At 59.6% G+C, this 18,160-nt stretch carries 17 protein-coding genes and 1 tRNA gene; 8 read left to right on the top strand and 10 right to left on the bottom strand.

All coding sequences use genetic code 11. The features are described from left to right. The first annotated feature begins 124 nt into the window (after nt 1-124). Nucleotides 125-385 (top strand): hypothetical protein, encoded by a 261-nt coding sequence (locus tag R2676_RS18400; RefSeq protein ID WP_316857392.1) that lies wholly within the window; start codon nt 125-127, stop codon nt 383-385. A gap of 681 nt (nt 386-1,066) precedes the next feature. On the opposite strand, the gene R2676_RS18395 is transcribed toward R2676_RS18400, so the two are convergent. Together R2676_RS18395 and R2676_RS18390 are read right to left on the bottom strand one after the other, a co-directional pair. Beyond that, nucleotides 1,067-1,564 (bottom strand): bacteriohemerythrin, encoded by a 498-nt coding sequence (locus R2676_RS18395; RefSeq protein WP_316857393.1) that lies wholly within the window; start codon nt 1,562-1,564, stop codon nt 1,067-1,069. Between the two features lie 45 nt (nt 1,565-1,609). Beyond that, nucleotides 1,610-2,572 (bottom strand): PDR/VanB family oxidoreductase, encoded by a 963-nt coding sequence (locus R2676_RS18390; RefSeq protein ID WP_316857394.1) that lies wholly within the window; start codon nt 2,570-2,572, stop codon nt 1,610-1,612. A 254-nt stretch (nt 2,573-2,826) separates the two neighbouring features. Between R2676_RS18390 and R2676_RS18385 the strand changes: the two genes are divergently transcribed. The 5 genes from R2676_RS18385 to nadC all read left to right on the top strand — a co-directional run bounded on the left by R2676_RS18385 (nt 2,827) and on the right by nadC (nt 8,055). Next, nucleotides 2,827-4,173, top strand: a complete 1,347-nt coding sequence (locus tag R2676_RS18385) for an MFS transporter (protein WP_316857395.1) — start codon at nt 2,827-2,829, stop codon at nt 4,171-4,173. Nucleotides 4,174-4,218: 45 nt separating this feature from the next. After that, complete coding sequence (locus tag R2676_RS18380) at nt 4,219-5,211, top strand: PhnD/SsuA/transferrin family substrate-binding protein (RefSeq protein ID WP_316857396.1); 993 nt, start codon at nt 4,219-4,221, stop codon at nt 5,209-5,211. A gap of 119 nt (nt 5,212-5,330) precedes the next feature. Further along, entirely contained in the window at nt 5,331-6,395 is a 1,065-nt protein-coding gene (locus R2676_RS18375; RefSeq protein ID WP_316857425.1) for a porin, read from the top strand. A gap of 97 nt (nt 6,396-6,492) precedes the next feature. After that, entirely contained in the window at nt 6,493-7,071 is a 579-nt protein-coding gene (locus R2676_RS18370; protein WP_316887276.1) for a MarR family winged helix-turn-helix transcriptional regulator, read from the top strand. A 138-nt stretch (nt 7,072-7,209) separates the two neighbouring features. Beyond that, nucleotides 7,210-8,055: a carboxylating nicotinate-nucleotide diphosphorylase gene (nadC, locus tag R2676_RS18365; RefSeq protein ID WP_316887274.1), complete on the top strand. Its 846-nt coding sequence runs from the start codon at nt 7,210-7,212 to the stop codon at nt 8,053-8,055. Nucleotides 8,056-8,148: 93 nt separating this feature from the next. Here nadC and R2676_RS18360 read toward each other — a convergent pair whose 3' ends face one another. The 4 genes from R2676_RS18360 to R2676_RS18345 form a co-directional block, all read right to left on the bottom strand. Then, entirely contained in the window at nt 8,149-9,324 is a 1,176-nt protein-coding gene (locus R2676_RS18360) for a Gfo/Idh/MocA family protein (protein WP_316857399.1), read from the bottom strand. A 15-nt stretch (nt 9,325-9,339) separates the two neighbouring features. Next, nucleotides 9,340-10,671, bottom strand: a complete 1,332-nt coding sequence (locus R2676_RS18355; RefSeq protein WP_316857400.1) for a Rieske 2Fe-2S domain-containing protein — start codon at nt 10,669-10,671, stop codon at nt 9,340-9,342. A 725-nt stretch (nt 10,672-11,396) separates the two neighbouring features. Beyond that, nucleotides 11,397-12,443: a replication initiator protein A gene (locus R2676_RS18350; protein WP_316857401.1), complete on the bottom strand. Its 1,047-nt coding sequence runs from the start codon at nt 12,441-12,443 to the stop codon at nt 11,397-11,399. A 10-nt stretch (nt 12,444-12,453) separates the two neighbouring features. Then, nucleotides 12,454-12,669, bottom strand: coding sequence for a DNA-binding protein (locus R2676_RS18345; RefSeq protein WP_316857402.1), 216 nt, complete (start codon nt 12,667-12,669; stop codon nt 12,454-12,456). A gap of 92 nt (nt 12,670-12,761) precedes the next feature. Here R2676_RS18345 and R2676_RS18340 point away from each other — a divergent pair, with 92 nt between their 5' ends. Continuing rightward, entirely contained in the window at nt 12,762-13,835 is a 1,074-nt protein-coding gene (locus tag R2676_RS18340; protein ID WP_316857404.1) for a hypothetical protein, read from the top strand. A gap of 62 nt (nt 13,836-13,897) precedes the next feature. Beyond that, nucleotides 13,898-15,646: an SIR2 family protein gene (locus tag R2676_RS18335; RefSeq protein ID WP_316857405.1), complete on the top strand. Its 1,749-nt coding sequence runs from the start codon at nt 13,898-13,900 to the stop codon at nt 15,644-15,646. Nucleotides 15,647-15,728: 82 nt separating this feature from the next. Here R2676_RS18335 and R2676_RS18330 read toward each other — a convergent pair whose 3' ends face one another. The 4 genes from R2676_RS18330 to R2676_RS18315 form a co-directional block, all read right to left on the bottom strand. Beyond that, on the bottom strand, nt 15,729-16,769 hold the full coding sequence (locus tag R2676_RS18330) for a tyrosine-type recombinase/integrase (RefSeq protein ID WP_316857406.1): 1,041 nt from the start codon (nt 16,767-16,769) through the stop codon (nt 15,729-15,731). A 97-nt stretch (nt 16,770-16,866) separates the two neighbouring features. Continuing rightward, nucleotides 16,867-16,942 (bottom strand) — tRNA-Thr (locus R2676_RS18325). 29 nt (nt 16,943-16,971) lie between these two features. Next, on the bottom strand, nt 16,972-17,469 hold the full coding sequence (locus R2676_RS18320) for a ClpXP protease specificity-enhancing factor (protein WP_206274098.1): 498 nt from the start codon (nt 17,467-17,469) through the stop codon (nt 16,972-16,974). 72 nt (nt 17,470-17,541) lie between these two features. After that, nucleotides 17,542-18,153 carry a glutathione S-transferase N-terminal domain-containing protein gene (locus R2676_RS18315; RefSeq protein ID WP_004634649.1) on the bottom strand — a complete coding sequence of 204 codons (612 nt, stop codon included), beginning with the start codon at nt 18,151-18,153 and terminating at the stop codon, nt 17,542-17,544. Nucleotides 18,154-18,160 lie beyond the last annotated feature (7 nt).

Here is an 18,160-nt window from a genome sequence, read left to right as displayed (position 1 = left end):
CCTGGAGCCGGCCTGGGCGCTATCGTTGCCGCACCCATTGACCCCGCCTTTGAGCGGGGTTCTTGCTTTCTTGGGGGGTGACACTTACGCCTAGAATGGCGTGACCCAGACCACGGAGAACGCAATGACAACGCATGCGAACGGCGCAATTGTTGAGAGGGACTTGCCCGACGGGGCGATCCGCTTCGATGTCTATGAAGATGGGAAAGTCGCTGGCACGGCGTTGAGCCTTGAAGACGCGCTGGGAATTTTGGCCAAGCTCAAATTAAAACGCCTGCGGGCTAGCGCAGTTGAGGGCGAGCGCCCCCAACCGCCTGCCGGAACGGTTGAACCTGTTGAGGAAGAGGATGACGACTGGCCGCCCAGACCTGATATGTATCGATGAGGAGAGCCCGCCACTGTGCGTGCTCTGGTGCGCCGGCAATTCGGCCGTTCGCAGAAAGATTGCGGAAACTCTTGCAGCAAAGCGCTACGGCGCGCAATGGCGCTAGTTGTCCACAGACGGTGGCGTTTTAGAGTTTTGAATATGTTTTAAATAGTTTTAGGCACGGAAATCGTGAAATTCCCCTTATAGAACAACGGCCTGCGGAAAGGTCCGGTGGGCAATGTACGGACTTCGGTGGGCAATGTACGAGTTTGGGTGGGTAACGTACGTATCGCAGTGGGTAAGGTACGGGCTTATCCACGGGTTGCGCCTTCAAACGTGAAGACCCAACTAGGAATACGACCGCCCCCTTTGCAGATTTCAAACTGGCTCCATCGGGGCATGGATGGAATCCGTACATTACCCACCGGTCGATTGACCTGTAGAAGTCTGGACTTGATTTGACAAGCGGTGTCGGTCGTCGGTCTCAGTTCGGCCAGCAGGCGACAACCGACAGTCACGTCGTGGACGGCAGCTCGCGGCCAGGAAGCAGCCAACCATACGCATTTGCCGAACGGCCGAAGTAGCATTACGTTCGGCCGCTGGCACCACTTAAATGATTCGCCGGCGGACGAAGGACTAAACAGCTCCACGTCTGCGCAGGGCGCTGCCCCCGAAGTGGGGGTGAGCCCGTGAGCCAATTCAGGCGAGCGTGCGGCGCAACACGATGGGCTTTCCGCCCATGGTCTGTTTTGTCATCCAGGCTGCCAGCGCGGAATCCAGATAGTCTGCATGACCCGGGAACCAGTCAAAGAGGGCCATCCCTAGATTTCGAACCACGTCGGCGCCGGCCTTTCCCTGTGCCACGGATTGCTTGACTTCACCAACTGACTTAAGCACAGCCGCATGCTCGTCGATGTGACAGTCGCGCGGGGGGAAGTTGGTGGAGCGCATCCATTCATCTTCCTGCTCGAAATGGCTGATCGCGTGCTGCTCGAATCGCTCGATTGAATCGGCGGCGCTCGCATCCGAGCAGGTCACCAGTTTAAGTGCAAGCGTGTAAAACTCCTCATGCACGTCGTCCATGGGCGTGAACCCGAGCAGACGTGCATCAGACCAGGCGAGACTGTTGTCGCTCGCCGGCGTTGGTGCACTGGCGTCCCGGGTGGGTGGGGTGCGGGAGGGAGTCTGGTCGCGCATGTTCAAGTCCTCGTGTTGGCTTCGTGCGTCCGAACTTGAGATGGTTCAGAGGTCCAGTACCAGTTCAGCCGATTTTGCGCGCGACACACAGACCATGATCTGCGTGGCTTTCTCGTCGTCCCGCAGTACCATGTCCCGATGATCCGCCTCGCCTGAGCACAGTGCAGTCCGGCAGGATCCGCAGGTGCCGCTTTCGCATGAGCTTGCTACGTGCACGTCTGCGGCGCGCAGCACGTCAAGGATCGAGCGATCCGCCGGGATGTCCAGCGACGTGCCGGTGCGCTTAAGCTGAACCATGAATGGCGTGTTCACCTGCGCGTTCGCGTTGTTGGCGCCGAAGCTCTCAAAGTGAACTGTGCCAGACGGCCAGTGCCCGGTCATGTCACGCACCGTGTCCATCAGCGCCTGCGGGCCGCAGCAGTAGATGTGTGCGGCCTTTGGCCGCTCGAACAGTGTCCAGAAGTCGAATGATTTGGTGGGGTCGCCGAGGTCGTGGTGAATCTTCACCGACGAGCGCCACTCGTCGCTGCTCAGTTCGTCCAGGAAAGCCGTACCGTCTGGGTCGCGGGCCAGGTAGTACAGCTTGAAATCCCGCAAGCCCTCCGCCTTCAGTTGGCGTGCCATTGAGAGCATCGGCGTGATACCAATGCCACCCGCGACAAGAATGAACGACTTTGCGCGTTCGTCGAGCGGGAATTCGTTTCGGGGCCGGGATACGTCGATCAGATCACCTGCGGCCGTGTCGTCGATCAGGCTCATGGAACCGCCACGACCGTTGCTGTCACGCTTGACCGCGATGACGTAGCGATGATCTTCCTGCGAATCGTTGCAGAGCGAATAGCTGCGGCGCATGCCATTGGGCACGACGACCGTCAAATTTGATCCGGCCTCGAACGGCGGAAGCGGCGCGCCTTGCGGATCGGTCAGTTCAAAGCGCCAGATGTCGCGCGCAATCTTTTCCTTCTGCGCGATCTTCAGACGCAGCAAGCCGGTGTCAGGGTGGGTCATGCTGTCTCCGTCTACTTCATTCGTTTTGACTTCAGTCGGTTGCTCGCATCATATAACTAGAGATCTAATTACGCAAGCGATGTAATCGGCGAAGGAAAACGCGGGTTCGGTATAAACCCTCACTTGTCAGGGGGGGCAAGGCCTCGTAGTCTTATAACTAGACGTCTAATCAAAATTCGACAACGAGAAGCAAACACCGTCCCACGCGGAGGTCTGAGTGATCGAGTCGACAAAACGCCCCCAGAGACAAGGAAATGAAAGACTCCACGTTGACCTACGCGGATGCGCCCCCGCATCTGAGCACTGACTCCGTAGCCGTTGAGGCGACCTATCGAAAGATCACACTCAGGCTGATGAGCTTCCTGTTCCTCTGCTGGGTTCTGAACTATCTGGATCGCGTCAATATCAGCTTTGCGCAATTGCAGTTGAAGCAGGACCTGGGACTCAGCGACGCCGCATATGGGCTCGGCGTGAGTCTGTTCTTCATCGGCTACATCCTGCTCGAAGTGCCGAGCACGTTGCTGCTCAGGCGCATCGGCGCACGCAAGACTGTCACGCGGATCATGCTGCTGTGGGGCTCTATCTCCACCGCCATGGCCTTCATGAACGCGCCTTGGCAGTTCTACCTCGCCCGCACGTTGCTAGGTGCGGCGGAGGCGGGCTTCTGGCCGGGGATCATTCTCTATCTCTCATTCTGGTATCCCGCGCAGCGTCGCGCCCGTATCACGTCGCGATTCCTGCTGGCGATTGCCGCTGCCGGCATCATCGGCGGCCCGCTTTCTGGCCTGATTCTGCAGAATTTCATGGGCGTCTGGGGCTTCCGAAACTGGCAGTGGCTGCTGTTCCTTGAAGGCCTGCCGGCAGTGCTTGCCGGGGTGTTTGCCTGGTTCTACCTGGTCGACAAACCGGAGGATGCAACGTGGCTGACTGCCGCGCAGAAGCGGCTCGTTGTGGCAGCCCTGGAGGAAGAACATCGCCAGAAACCTGACAGCGCTCCGAGCCGCCTGATGGTTGCGCTGCGCGATCCGCGCGTCTATGTGATTGCAGCAGGGTGGGCCACGGTGCCCATTTGCGGCACGATCCTGAACTATTGGACGCCAACCATCATCAAGCAGACCGGCATCTCCAACATGCTGGAGATTGGTCTCCTGTCGGCGTTGCCATACATCGTCGGCGCCGTTGCCATGCTGCTGATTGCGCGTAGTTCCGATATGCGGCTTGAGCGTCGCTGGCACTTCTTCCTGTCGACGACAGCGGGTGCCGCGGGCGCCACGATGTTGACGATGCTGACCCACAATCCGGCCGCTGCGATCGCGTGCCTAAGCCTCGTTTCGCTGAGCTATTTCGCCGCCGCGGCAATCATCTGGACCATTCCGCCGAGCTACCTCAAGGGTGAGGCAGCCGCGGGTGGGATCGGTGTCATCAGCAGTCTAGGCCAGGTCGGCGCGTTCTTCGCCCCGATCGTCCTTGGCTGGGTAAAGACCGTGACCGGAAGTTTCTCGGCCGGCATCTTGCTGGTTGCCGTGCTCGTCTTCGCTGGTGGTGTTGCGGTCCTTCTCGGCGTACCACGTCAGCAGCAGGCGCCGAAATCCGGTGCGTGAGAACGAACGCAGCGGATTGATTTCGATTGTTTAAAAGGAACATCAATGAGCAAGCTTCAACTTTCCATCGCCGTGGGCAACTATGACCGGATGCGTCCGCTGATCGACGGCGACGTCCAGATCGATGGCGTGGATCCCGTGTTCATGTTGCAGGACCCGGAAGAGATTTTCTTCCGTGCCTTCCGCCACGCAGACTACGACATTTGCGAGCTTTCGCTCAGCAGCTATTCGGTCAAAACGGCCGCAGGCACCTCGCCGTACATCGCCGTGCCCGTTTTCCCATCGCGCGCGTTCCGCCACAGCTCGATCTATGTGCGTGCGGATCGGGGCATCAACCGGCCGGAAGACCTGAAGGGAAAGCGCATCGGCGTGCCGGAATACCAACTCACGGCGAACGTGTGGGTCCGCATGTTCCTCGAAGAGGAGTACGGTGTGAAAGCGTCGGACATCCACTGGATACGCGGTGGTTACGAAGATCCGACACGCGTGGAGAAGATCTCACTGAAGCTGCCGGAAGGCGTCACGCTGGAAAACGCTCCGGAAGGCAAGACGATCTCGAATCTGCTGGCCGAAGGGGAGATCGATGGGGTGATCGGGCCGCGGGCACCGTCGTGCTTCGACCGCGGGCATCCGCAGGTCAAGTATCTCTTCGATGACCCGCAAAAGAGCGCGGCGCAATGGTACGAGCGCCGCAAATTGTTCCCGATCATGCACACACTCGGCATCCGCAAGACACTGGCCGAACAGCACCCGTGGCTGCCCGGCGCCATCGTGAAGGCGTTCGAGCATTCTAAGGAAGTCGCGCTTGCACGTTTGAGCGACACGTCGGCTACCAAGGTCACGCTGCCGTTCATCGAAGACCAGCTGCGCAACGCGCGCCGCTTGATGGGCCACGATTTCTGGTCGTACGGATTCGCCAACAACGAGCACGTGATCGACCGCTTCCTGGCGCAGCACTACGCCGAGGGGCTGTCGAGCCGACGCCTTCAGCCGACCGAGTTGTTCCATCCGGCCAGCCTGGAAAGCTTCAAGATCTGAATCCCGCAGCAGGTAGTGATGCCAGTCGCGCATCTGGCAGGAGGCAGATGCGCGGGGAACACCAAGGGGGCGGGACAGCGCCCACCAGAACTACGAAAATAGTGACCAGACAAATCAAAATGACGAGACAAATCATCGCGCGCGCCGGTGGCGCGCTGCTGGCGCTCGCCGGGACGGCAGCCCATGCGCAAAGTTCGGTAACCCTTTACGGCATCGTCGATACGGGCGTGGAATACGTCAACCGCGTGGCGCAGGGTGCCAGCAAAGGCTCGGTGGTGCGCGAGCAGTCCGGTAACCTCGCCGGATCGCGCTGGGGGCTCAAGGGCTCGGAGGACCTCGGCGGCGGCTACAAGGCAGTGATGACGCTCGAGGGTGGCTTCAACTCGGATACCGGCACGCTCGGGCAGGGTGGGCGGCTCTTCGGTCGCAAGGCTTTCGTTGGTATCGCCACGCCGGCCGGTACGCTGACGGCGGGGCGTCACCAGAATCTACTCTATGAGCTGATGTTCAAGTATGACCCGCTAACGTTCAATCCAAGCTATTCCGCACAGAGCATGGACAGCCAGTTCGTGAATCGCGCGGACAACTCCCTGCGCTACGGCGTGAATCTGGGCGGTGTGACGTTTGCAGCGTTGTATAGCACCGGCTACGATGCGGCCATTCAGAACGGCGGCGAGGTACCAGGCGCGACAAAGGTGGGGCGCGAAATGAGCGCAGCGATCCTGTACGACCAGGGTCCGTTCAGCGTCGGCGTGACCTATGATCAATTGCAGGGCACCTCAATCGCCACGCAAAGCCACACTCAGCAGCGCACGTTACTGGGCCTGTCGTACCAGATCGGCCCGCTCAAGGCGCTGGCGGGTCTGCGCTGGTTGAACACGCGCAATACGGATGCGCCGCCGAGTTCGCTGCTGTACTGGGCGGGCATGGCTTGGCAGGTCACCGCGCCGCTGTCGATTTCAGCCAGTGTCTACCACACGCACTTCCGCGATTCCAACGGCGGTCCGACGATGGGGGCATTGCTGGTCGACTACGCGTTGTCGAAGCGCACGGACGTGTATGCAGAGGGCGCGTACGTTGCCAACCGGTCAACGACCAATGTCGGCCTTCGCGGTACCGGCGTGGACGTGGTTGCCGGTATGGACCAGGCGGGCGTGACGATCGGCATTCGTCATCTCTTCTGAACTTTCAGGGCTTCGGTGTGCCGCCATCAGGCGGCACGCGCACTGTTGAACACGCTATGATGTGAACCATTTTGGTGATGGTCACGGCGAGGAAAGCATGGCTGCAACACGTTCTTCGGGCAGGGCAAAGGCTTCCAAAGAGAATCCCATCCTGCGGCACTGGCATGAGGCCGTCCCGGATGATCGTCTTGCCCACTTGGTTAAGGATGCGGCGCGCGCGATGGTGCGCGGGCTGCAGATGCGGCTGGCTCAGCATGAGGTCTCATTCGGTCACTGGGCGTTCCTGCGCATCCTGTGGGTTACCGACGGTCTCACGCAGAAGGAACTCAGCGACGAGGCCGGGACCACCACGCCGACCACTTTCAGCGCGGTGTCCGCAATGGAAAAGCTCGGCTACGTCGAGCGTCACTATGCCCCGGGCAATCGCAAGAACACGCATGTGTATCTCACGGCTCGCGGCCGCAGCCTGAAAAACAAGCTCGTTCCACTGGCTGAAGAAGTCAACGAGATCAGCGTCAGGGGCTTGAAGGCCACGGAGATTAACGTTGCGCGCAAGGTGCTCTTGACGATCATCGAAAACATGGCCCGCGACGAAGCCGAGACCGATGATCCGGCGCTGCGGATCCCCTCGACGCGGGAAATGGGCAGCCTGATCGCCGCGCGCGGCGAGGAGTAAGAAAGTCGCTGAACAGTGCGGCCTGCATCGGTCTTTGCCAGATTTTCCCTCCTTACATATTCAATCGATTGGGGGCGCACACCTGTGCTGCCGCTGCCAATCTCACGCGTTTTTCCGCTCAAAATCGGACCTTTCAAAATGGATGTGGCAACCCGCGCGGCAATGACGCGCAATGTCTGCGAAGCGCTCGCGGAAGATGTTGGCAATATCGACTGGACGTCCCAGCTCGTCGATCCGGCCGCCTCGGCCGAGGCTGTCCTCACGGTGCGTGAACCTGCGCTGCTGTGTGGCAGGCCATGGTTTGAAGAAACCCTGAGGCAGTGTGAGTCCGGCATCACGGTCAAATGGTTCTTGGGTGAAGGCGAATGGATGCGCGAAGGGCAGGCGGTGTGCCAGCTCACCGGGCCGGCACGCGGCATTCTGACCGCGGAACGTACGGCGCTCAATTTCATTCAACTGCTGTCGGGCGTCGCCACGGCGACGCACGCCCTGGTGGAGATCGTCAAGGGCACAAGGGCGCGGATTCTCGATACCCGAAAGACCTTGCCCGGACTGCGCCTAGCGCAAAAATACGCGGTGCGCGTCGGTGGCGGCGAGAACCATCGACGAGGCCTCTATGACGGGATCCTGATCAAGGAGAACCACATCGCAGCAGGTGGTGGCATTGCACCGACGGTGCGCGCCGCGCAGGTACTTGGTGCGGGTGTGCCGGTACAGGTGGAGGTCGAGACGCTGGATGAACTGGCGCAAGCACTCTCCGCAGACGCCGGCGCAATCCTGCTTGATAACTTCTCGCTGGAGCAAATGCGGGAGGCGGTGCGAATCAACAACGGGCGCGCCAGCCTAGAGGTGTCAGGCGGCGTGACGCAGGAAACGCTGCGTGCCATTGCGGAAACGGGCGTGGACCGCATCTCCGTTGGCGGGCTCACAAAGCATGTCAGGGCGGTGGATTTTTCGCTACGGGTCGAGGCGTTGGGCGCGTAGTGTGCGCTTGTGGGCAGTCCTCGTCGGACGCCCCGCCGTGCCGCAAAAAAAGAGCCCTCGCGATAGCGAGGGCTCATTGCTTTCTGGCGAGGGTTAAAGCGATACGTCCTTGCCCGATTCGCTCGATTCCAAGATGGCGATGCAAATCTCGAGCGTGCCCTTTGCCCACTCACCATCATGAAGAGGCGCCTGCCCCGCGATGACGGCCTCGAAGAGTTCGTCGATCACTTCTCCGCGCGGCACGGTGGGGAGCTCAAGCGGCAAAGTCTCCCGTTGCCGGTCACCGTACACGATGATGGAATCAGGCATGGGACGCAGGTCGGCGCGTTCGCACGCCACGATTACGGGGCCAAAATGCTGATGCCGGCGTGCCGGCTCGTCTGCTGCGGTCGAGGGCGGCTTGTATGCGGCACCGCCATACGTGCCGGCCGCCTTGAGCTGCGCTTCATCATTCGATGAGGCGATGGTCGCCAGCCGCCTCCGGGCGGCACCGTAGGCATCAGGATTTGCCTGGTCACCCATCTCGCCGATCCAGTTCATCCACTCGTCGCTGTTGAAGTGGCCATACCCGCTGTACGACAGCGAAGCATAGGCGCCATTCTCGAACCAGATCAGTGCCGAATACGCGCCTTCGGTGGGGCGCTTCGAATCCCACCGGCCGACGCTCGCGCGCAGGCGCGTCGCGCGCGAGCCCGCGAGCATCCGCACGATATCGACCTGATGCGCGGCCTGGCTGAATACGGCGCCGCCACCTTCGGCCGTCATCAGCTCTTCTGGACGGCGCGGCCGGTATAGATAGTCGGTGTAGTTGAATGCCTGGATCATCTTCACCGCACCGAAATCGCCCGAGCGGATCAGGTTGCGCGTGCGCAGGTATGGCGTATCGAAGCTATGGCAATGCCCGACGATCAGATGCACGTTTGCAGCCCGGCACGCTGCGATCATACGATCGCAGTCGGCCGCGTTGAGCGCCATCGGTTTCTCGACCAGCACGTGCTTGCCGTTGGCTGCGGCAATTTCGGTGTGCTGCGCGTGAAACTGATGGGGGCTGGCCACGTAGATAATCTCCACAGCGGGGTCGCCAGCCAGGTCAAGTACGTCTGCGTAGGTCCGAGCGCCGAAATCGGCGGCGAACTGCTGCAGTGCTTCCTGGCGCGGGTCGCACGCGGCGACGAGTTGCACCCTCGGGTCTTGAAGGAAGGTGGGCAGCATGAGCGAAAACGCTCGCCCCAGCCCCGCTACCCCGATGCGCAGACGGCGCTGTTCCATGGCCGGCTTCATCGCTTATTGCCTGACCTGATAGTCGGTCGCGAGCGGAGTGGGCTCATCTTCCGGCAGGGCATGCTTCGCGCTGACATAGCGGGCGGCGTAGGCGCGCCAGTCGGTTTCCTTCGGCACCACAGCCTGATACGAACAGACCGTTTGCGGGATCGCCTTTGCACCGGTACCGATGGCTTCGGCGTCCTGCTCGAATTCCGCGATAGCATCGAGCATGCGGCGACGGAATTCGACAATGGCGAGATCGCTTGCGCCCAGGCGCTCGTCCGAGCGATTGGCAATCGGCCCCATCGTGACCCACATGGCGATGTCCTGATTCGGGAAGCCCGTGATGCCGGTGAAATTGCCAGCCTTCATGGCTTGGCGGTCTTGCCAGAAACGGTTCTCGTGATTGCGCAGTGGACGGTAGCGTTCGTCCAGGTCCGGGCCAATCTGTTGACGGAGGAATTTGCGCCAGGTTTCGGTTTCCGGCGTCGTCTCCGGATCGCCCCACGCGATGAAGTAGAACGCAGTATTCGTGTCGTCCATCGGCACATTGATATTGGCGACGTTATACAGGTTGTTGGGGGGGATCAGCACCGTGCCGGGCGCAACGAACACCGTCGAACGCACGTAGTCGTGCGTGTTGGCGTTGAAGATCGGGCGACGCAGCGCAGCGTAGCGGAAACCATATTCGGTGCGTTCAACCTGCAGGCGCGGAGCTTTGTCGGTGGACGGGCGCAGCCAGTTCTTCGACGTTGCCTCGGCGCTGCCGACGCGTGCCGGCACGAAGTCGGACGAGTGCAGGCTTGAGCTGTGTGCGGAATCGATCGCGCCTTCAAGAACCTGTGCCCAGTTGCAGGGCAGCAGCGCCTTGGCGATGCTGACGCGGGTGTCAGCGATCGGTGCCCAGGCGGGTGCGACGAATTCGGGAATGGCGTCCTGCGGACCCATGTACGCCCAGACCATGCCACCCCATTCCTTCGAAGGGTAGGCCTTGTGCTTGACCTTCTCGGTCATGCCGCTGGCGGCCGGCTCGGACACCATTTCCAGCACATTGCCCAGCACGTCGAACTTCCAGCCGTGGTACAGACAGCGCAGGCCACCGTCTTCGTTACGGCCGTACACAAGCGATGCCCGGCGGTGCGGGCAGTATTCGTCCATCACGCCGACGCGCCCTTCGTTGTCGCGGAACACGACCAGGTCTTCACCAAAAACGCGAGCCTTGACCGGCGCGCCGTCCGGTTCGCTGACTTCTTCAATCAAGCAAACAGGGGTCCAGTGCTGGCGCATCAGCTTCCCCATCGGGGCATCGCCTTCTACTCGGCACAACAGTTCATTCTCTTCATGGGTCAGCATATCTGTCTCCAGGCGGTGGGTCGCCTTCCTCAACTCGTGTTGGCCAATTATATTAGATATCTAGTTACTCTAACAAAAAAATTTGATTGGGATCAACCCGAATAGGGGTCGCGTGGGCGAGTGCAGCGTTCGGCATGAGATGAGCCCAGTTGGGGCAGCGCGGCGACGTACGCGCTGGACACGGTGGGCAGCGTTTGATGGAGCGGTGGTGGAAGCTGCAGCTGCTGGCGGGTCGCGTGATGCGGAAAACAACGCTGCGAATGATGGGATCTAATTCGTCACATATGAGTTGTGAGCAAAACGAAGCTTGGCCGTCGTGAGCGCTGGCGAAGCTGTAGAAGTCCCGGCTTCGCGGTTGGTTGCAGCGATGAAGGCGTTTAAGCGTCCGTATTCCACAGCTTCCCGTCAGGATTTCCGCCTGCCAAGGCTACTTGCCCAGCGGCCGTTGCTACTCGGCATTGGGCTGTCTTGCAGGCCCGTCGCATTTGGAGGAACCACTGCATCTCGCTGAGCTTAGGGCCATTCTTGGGCCGCCTGTTCTAGCGCATATCCCTGGAGTGGTTTGGCGCGACCAGACTAATTTCGATGGCCGATCAACTGGGGATTACGGTCATTCGATCCACAGAAGTCATACGGCAGAGAAGGGTCGAGTGCCGACTTTCGCCACCTGCATGGTTGAACAGCCTTCGCTGGATCTGACGGCGTCTTCTCGATGACGTCCCGACTTATACAATTTGACCGTCGCGGCCAATCGAATCACGGTGCGTCATGACTAGCACTGGACCGATCTGGCCGAGCCCCTCTCTCAGGAGGTACTCAGGGAGGTCATTGGCCTCAATGACACGACGCAGGCCCCGTGAGAACTCCTTGAGCGTCCCACTGCTACCGCTTCGCTCAAACAGCAACTGAAACGACCAAGTAGCCTCTCCCTTGCCTGCTGCTCGCCGAGCCAGTCGATAGATAAACCGGCCAATACCCGGATCAATCAGGAAGTAGTCTGGGTGAACGGTTAATACATCCGGATTCCTCCCCTCCACGATTTCTCTGTACATCCAGTCGGCCAGCTCGATCTCAAGGTACTCTGGCTTGCCGTTTGCGTTCGCGATGACCTTGTACCTGCTGATCAGTGGTTCTCCCTCTGACACCGTGACCATTCGGCCATTGCGAGTCTTCTTTGTCCTCTGGACTGCCACATGGGTCGTGTTGAGCCGGATGCACGTTTCTACGAGGTCGTCTTTCTGCTTTCCGCCATCTGACCGCCGAACGAATTTGAGTACATCGGCAACGTGCGGCCGAAAGACACGACCCGGCTTGTCAGCCCTTCGGTCATGATGCCGATTCATTGCTTCGGTTAAGTGAGAAACGGCCATGATCACCAGGTCGTAGTCCCAGACTGAGGCCATACCGGCTGGACCGGCAGAGACAGTCACATGGCCATCTGGCAAGACGTAGTGAATTACCTCGCCTGCGCGCGTCTTGTTCTTTGACAGCCGATACACCGCAACATCCATGATGCTGCGGCTGTCCTTGGTTCCGATGTCATAGAGCGCAGGCACAAAGAAATCCGCCTGCTGGTCGCCAGTTGGTGGCCTCCGGACATTGGACACCTGATCCGAGCTACGCCGCTTACTCTTCTCGCGCAAGTGCTCGGCCAGCTCGTCGTTGAGGCCGTGAATCGGTTTTGGACCTGGCAGCGAGTTAGATCCGACACGAGCCTGTGCTTGCGCCGCCCTAGCTTGAGCCCGTTCTAGGGCTTGAATGAGCGCCGACATAAAGCCTGCCTCACTCTCCGCTTAAGAACCTTGCGATGTCGGGCGTACGGAAGTAAACGCGGCGGCCTATTTTCAACTTGGCCGCGTTGATAGCTCTCGCCCAGTCAGAGTCCGCGCGAAGAAGGCTGATGGTCAGCCCTTTGGTAGAGCGGTCCAACACCTTCGCAAGCTGGGCAACGGTTAGCATGGGGCCGTACAGCTTTGTCAGCATCTCTTCGATTTGCATACCGTCTGCTTCCTTCAATTAGGCTACGTTTGCTTGAAGGATGCGGCCGCGAGCCTTAGGATTCAGCCTATAAGGTTCCCAATTTGGTTGACATGACCGCTGTTGCACCGATCAAGATTTGGAGCGGATGCGATCCGCAACTTGAGCAGGCTTTGGCTGCCTTGTGTATTGCATGGGGGCCGTACTCAGCTCAGTCGCGCGGATATCCGATCTTCAAGTTGCTGCGCGAGCTGATCGATCCCGCCTGGTCTGCCCTCTGCCACCGACACCCTGCCCTAAGCCAAGACATCCTAGTGCTTGCGTGGATGCGGTTTCGGCTCAAGATGATGATTCGCACTAGGCAAAGGGAAGAATCCGGTCTAACGGGAACGAGCCCACTCAGTTCGATAGCGCATAAACTCGGATTTGATGCACTAGACCAGTTCGTCCACGAAGTAGCTCGCGCTGTGCTGACGAAATACAGCGGCCGCGAATTCGACCAACTACAGCCATCGCTAGACACTCTTCGAGAGATGGCGATTCGATGCCGTGGGAAGAAGCCAAGACAGAGAGCCTTGGGGAAATTTGGCAAGGTTGATTTGCTGGACGACATGAAAACATGTCGTGCCTGCGAACGGCAAACAGAGCTTGCCGCACACGTTGCCACCGTTGGCGACGCCTGTCCTGCAGGAGAGGCTCGTCGGCTTAGCTCAACGTATTGCAGCATCCATAGTCCGGAAAAAAGTGGCTCGACTATGGCCAGGGCTAATTACAAGCGCGCAAGAAGAAGCCAGCAGACGTTCGAAACCGAGCTGAATCGACTTGAGCGCCAATACTGGGGTCGCCCTGCAACTGCACGCGAGGGATCAACCGCCCCATCCGTGGACGAGTTCTTTCGGCAACTGTCGATCCGCAAAGGCCTTGCAGTTGACGATGGGGAGGCAGGAAACACGCACACCGACTTGGAGCTACTGCTTCGCAGGGAAGCTCGCAAACTAGTGGATCAGCGAATGTCAGACCGCAAGAAGGAAATGGTGGTCCTCCTGTCAGCAGGCATGAGCCAACCACAAGTGGCAGAGAAGCTAGGTCTAAAGAGCCGGCAGGCTGTTTCGAAGGCCCTTCAATCCATTCCCGCCGACTACCGATTTGACGCCCCGTTCGTATCGGAAGCAAGTGCGATCGCCTAATCAAACTCGTGTACAAGCCTGCGCTTTGACCATGCTCCCACAGTCACCACTTGGAGAAACACATGCTTGATCCCGTGAGCGCAATCGCATTCGAAATGCAAGCTGGAAAGGGCATGTTTGCGCTTCTACTCGGCTCAGGCGTATCGCGCGCGGCAAAGATCCCTACTGGCTGGGATATCACCTTGGATCTGGTGCGCCGTGTTGCGGCCCTGAGGGGCGAGGACCCGGGCCAAAATCCGGCAGACTGGTACGCCTCGACCTTTGCCAAGGAACCTGACTACTCGGAACTGCTTGATCTTCTCGCTACGACGCCGACCCTGCGACATCAAGTCATTCGGCCATACATCGAGCCTAGCAGCGAAGAGAGAGCCCGTGGCGAAAAGCTTCCGACGGCGGCGCATCGTGCAATCGCGAATCTGATCGCTAAGGGCTATGTGCGCGTAGTACTGACAACCAACTTCGACCAGCTACTTGAACAGGCCTTGTCTGAGCTAGGTATCAACGCAACCGTGATTGCCTCAGCAGATCACGTGTCTGGCGCGCTACCCTTGGTTCATGCTGGCCCGACCATCATCAAGCTACATGGCGATTATTTGGATACACGCATTCGTAATACCCTGGGCGAACTCTCAGCCTACGAGCCAGCTCTAGACCAAATGCTGGACCAAGTGCTTGATCAGTTCGGCCTGGTCGTATGCGGATGGTCCGGCGAGTGGGATGTTGCGCTGAAGGCAGCGATAGATCGTGCGCCCTCACGGCGCTTCCCCATGTATTGGGCAGCAAGAGGGACGCCGACCGTAGCTGCGCAGGCGCTTATCGATCGTCGCAGCGCGCGGATCGTCCAGATTGACGGTGCCGACAGTTTCTTTGACGCACTGGAGCAGCGTGTACAGGCCATCGAGGCGCTAAATCAACCTCACCCGCTTTCTGCGGACATCGCAGTAGCAATGCTCAAGGAGTATCTGCCTGAGCCACGCCACCAGATCCGCCTCCACGATCTCCTCACCGGTGAGTTCAATCGAGTGTGGGATCGGCTAGCCCGTTTAACATTCGGAGTCCAATCTTGGTCGCCCGAGGAATTTGCACGCCAAGCAGCGCAGTATCGCGCAGCCGTAGAGCCGTTATTGCCCCTGGCCTACACAGCCGGGATGTGGAGCAGCGATGAGCAGGCACGCCCCTGGATTGAATTCATTGCAGCTTTGGGCAATCGTAGACGTGGCATCTCCGGTTCGACGAGCCTGATTGATCTGCGCTCATTTCCGGCGACGTTGGCATTTTATGCGTTCTGCCTTGGCACCGTGGTCGGACATCGCCCTGCGCTGTTCGGGCAGCTCGCCAGCAAGACCGTCGATTTCGGGTACAACGGCGAATTGACGCTAGGCGACGCGTTGAATATCTCGACGGTGATTACTGATGGAGGATCCGGTCGCTTCAAGTCCCTGACAGGCTATGAAAATATGCACCTGCCTGGGTCGGAGTTGGTGGCCGACATCCTCCGGCCAGTATCGAAACACGAACTACGTGAGGCGGATGCATTCGATAACGCCCTCGCACGCGTCGAGATGGCGTTGGCATTCGGATACGCAGAGCGCAGGATTGCCTCCGACGAACGCTTGTCTTGGATTCCGCCCGGGCGCTTCCTGCTTAATCGCGGCTTATGCGGTTTGCTGCTGACCTCATGGCGAACAGACTACGAAGAGCGAGCGATGGAGAGCGATCTGTCCGTCATGGCGGGGCTGAAACAGCCCCCGAGGTTTGACGATGTGCAAAGCTGGGTGCAGCAGGCATCTGTGCAAATGATGTTCCGTTGACTTGCTTTGATGGCATTGATTTCCCGCACGCTCGATCTTGTGAGAAGGACGCGTTGACTGGTCATCGACGCCCGGTCGGTTTCTACGCCTGCAGCTTGTCCAACTTGGCTACTAGATCCTCGGCCCGTAGGTGGGTATAACGCTTCAACATCTGCATGGACTTGTGCCCGCTAATCGTGGCGACCTCTTGGTCGCTCAACCCCGCCTCGACGAGCCGACTAACTGCCTCATGTCGTAAATCGTGGAAATGCAGGTCGGCCAGGCCAAGGTCCTGCACGATACCCGCCCACAGCTTCTGAAACACATACGGTTTGCGCTTCCCATCTCGCCCGGGCTCCCCAAAGAACACCAAGTCTGTATCAATCGGCCGTATTGGGTTGTCGAGTGCTGAACGCAGGATGTCGGCTGCCCTACGTGTCAATGGCACGACACGCCCGGAGCCGTTCTTTGTGTCCTTGAGGGTAACGACCCGTCGATCCAGGTCTACTTGAGAGCGCCGCACGCCAGTGATCTCTGACGAGCGCATGCCTGTTTCGACAGCTAGCCCCACAATCCACCCCAGCATTGGATTGCTGTGGGCGGCTGCCGCCGCGAAAAGGCGCTCCTGCTCTTCTTGGCTCAGGCGCCGATCGCGGCCGGCGCCGGGACTAGGTTTGCGAATATTCGCGACCGGATTGAATGTCAGCCCGATTCCCCACTCCTGAATCGCAATTCGAAACAGATGCCCCAGCATCGCCAGCTCGATGCGCACCGTATTGTTCGACTTACCTGCCGCCAAGCGCTCATCGCGGTACTTGGCGACCAGGTCAGCACTGACGGCCGCCATCGAGTACTTCCCGAAGAACGCCTCCAGGTGCTGGGCTGTGAATCGTTCGCTACGTTGGGTAGTCGGCTTCTTCGTTACCGAGACCTCTTCCATGTAGCGCTTCAGCGCGCCGGCGACGGTCAGCTTCTCGGACGGCGCACGACATACGTACACACCTCGGACCATCTCGTCTTCCGTCCGGCGCGCCCAGTCCTCGGCGTCGCGTTTGGTGCGGAAGGTCTTGGCCGTAGTCGGCCAGCCGAGCTTGCGAATGACCGCCTTCCACGTGCCGGAAGGCGTCTTAACGATGGTCGCCATGTACCTGTTCTGAGAGCTGACTGTACCGAAAATGTACTTTTCAACGCCCAGAAAGCACAAGGGGTCACGTGAAATTCACGTAACCCCTTGATTTTATTGGTGCCGGCTGCAGGACTCGAACCCGCCACCTGATGATTACAAATCAACTGCTCTACCAGATGAGCTAAGCCGGCAAAGAAACGCGATTCTAACCTAACACGCGTTACTTGACGACCTTTAGCGCGGGCTTTCCACCGATGCGCGGCACGTTTGGCGGTGTCGGCTCATCTTCCGGGCCGGTTTCCGCTTCGGCGGGGGCCGGCGCAGGTGCCGACTCCGAATCCACCGCGGCCAGCTTGGGCGGCGGATTGTTCTCGCGTTCGGTCGCGGCCTGTGTGGCCGGCGTGCTGCGCTCCACCGGGAATGCCATACCTTGACCGTTCTCGCGCGCATACACGGCGAGCACGTTCTCGATCGGCACCTCGATCTTGCGCGACACGCCCGAGAAGCGTGCGTGGAACGTGATCCACTCGTTGCCCATGTCGAGCTGGCTGGTCGCGTCAAAGCTGACGTTCAGCACGATTTCGTCGTTCTTCACGAACTCGCGCGGCACGTTGGTGCTGTTGTCGACGAAGACAGCGATATACGGCGTGAAGCCGTTGTCCGTGCACCATTCGTAGATTGCACGGATCAGATAGGGCTTGGTGGAAGTTTCCGACATGATGAAATCAGTGACCGTTGGGCGCGGCCGCGCGCAGGCTCAGCCCGGGCACGGCCAGCGACCCGGCGGCGATCAGCGGCGCATGACCTTTTCGGACGGCGTCAGCGCTTCAATATACGCCGGACGGCTGAAGATACGCTCAGCGTATTTCATCAACGGGGCGGCATTCTTCGAGACTTCAATGCCGTAGTGGTCCAGGCGCCACAGCAGCGGCGCAATCGCCACGTCCAGCATCGAGAACTCTTCGCCCAGCATGTACTTGTTCTTGAGGAAGATCGGAGCCAGCTGCGTGAGCCGGTCGCGGATGGCCGCACGCGCCTTCTCGTGGTTCTTCTCGGCGGCCTTGCCCTTTTCGTTCTCGAGCACGGAAACGTGCGTGAACAGTTCCTTTTCGAAGTTGAACAGGAACAGGCGGGCGCGGGCGCGCTGCACCGGATCAGCCGGCATCAGCTGCGGGTGCGGGAAGCGCTCGTCGATGTATTCGTTGATGATGTTCGACTCGTACAGAATCAGATCGCGCTCAACCAGGATGGGCACCTGGCCGTACGGGTTCATCACCGCGATATCTTCCGGCTTGTTGAAGAGATCGACGTCGCGAATCTCGAAATCCATGCCCTTTTCGAACAGGACGAGGCGGCAACGCTGCGAGAACGGGCAAGTGGTGCCCGAGTACAAGACCATCATGGTTGTA

Origin of the sequence: Ralstonia flatus, assembly GCF_958439105.1 — a bacterium.
Taxonomy (GTDB): domain Bacteria; phylum Pseudomonadota; class Gammaproteobacteria; order Burkholderiales; family Burkholderiaceae; genus Ralstonia; species Ralstonia flatus.
Note: the sequence above shows the minus strand (reverse complement) of the source record. Positions and strands in the feature narration are given on the sequence as shown.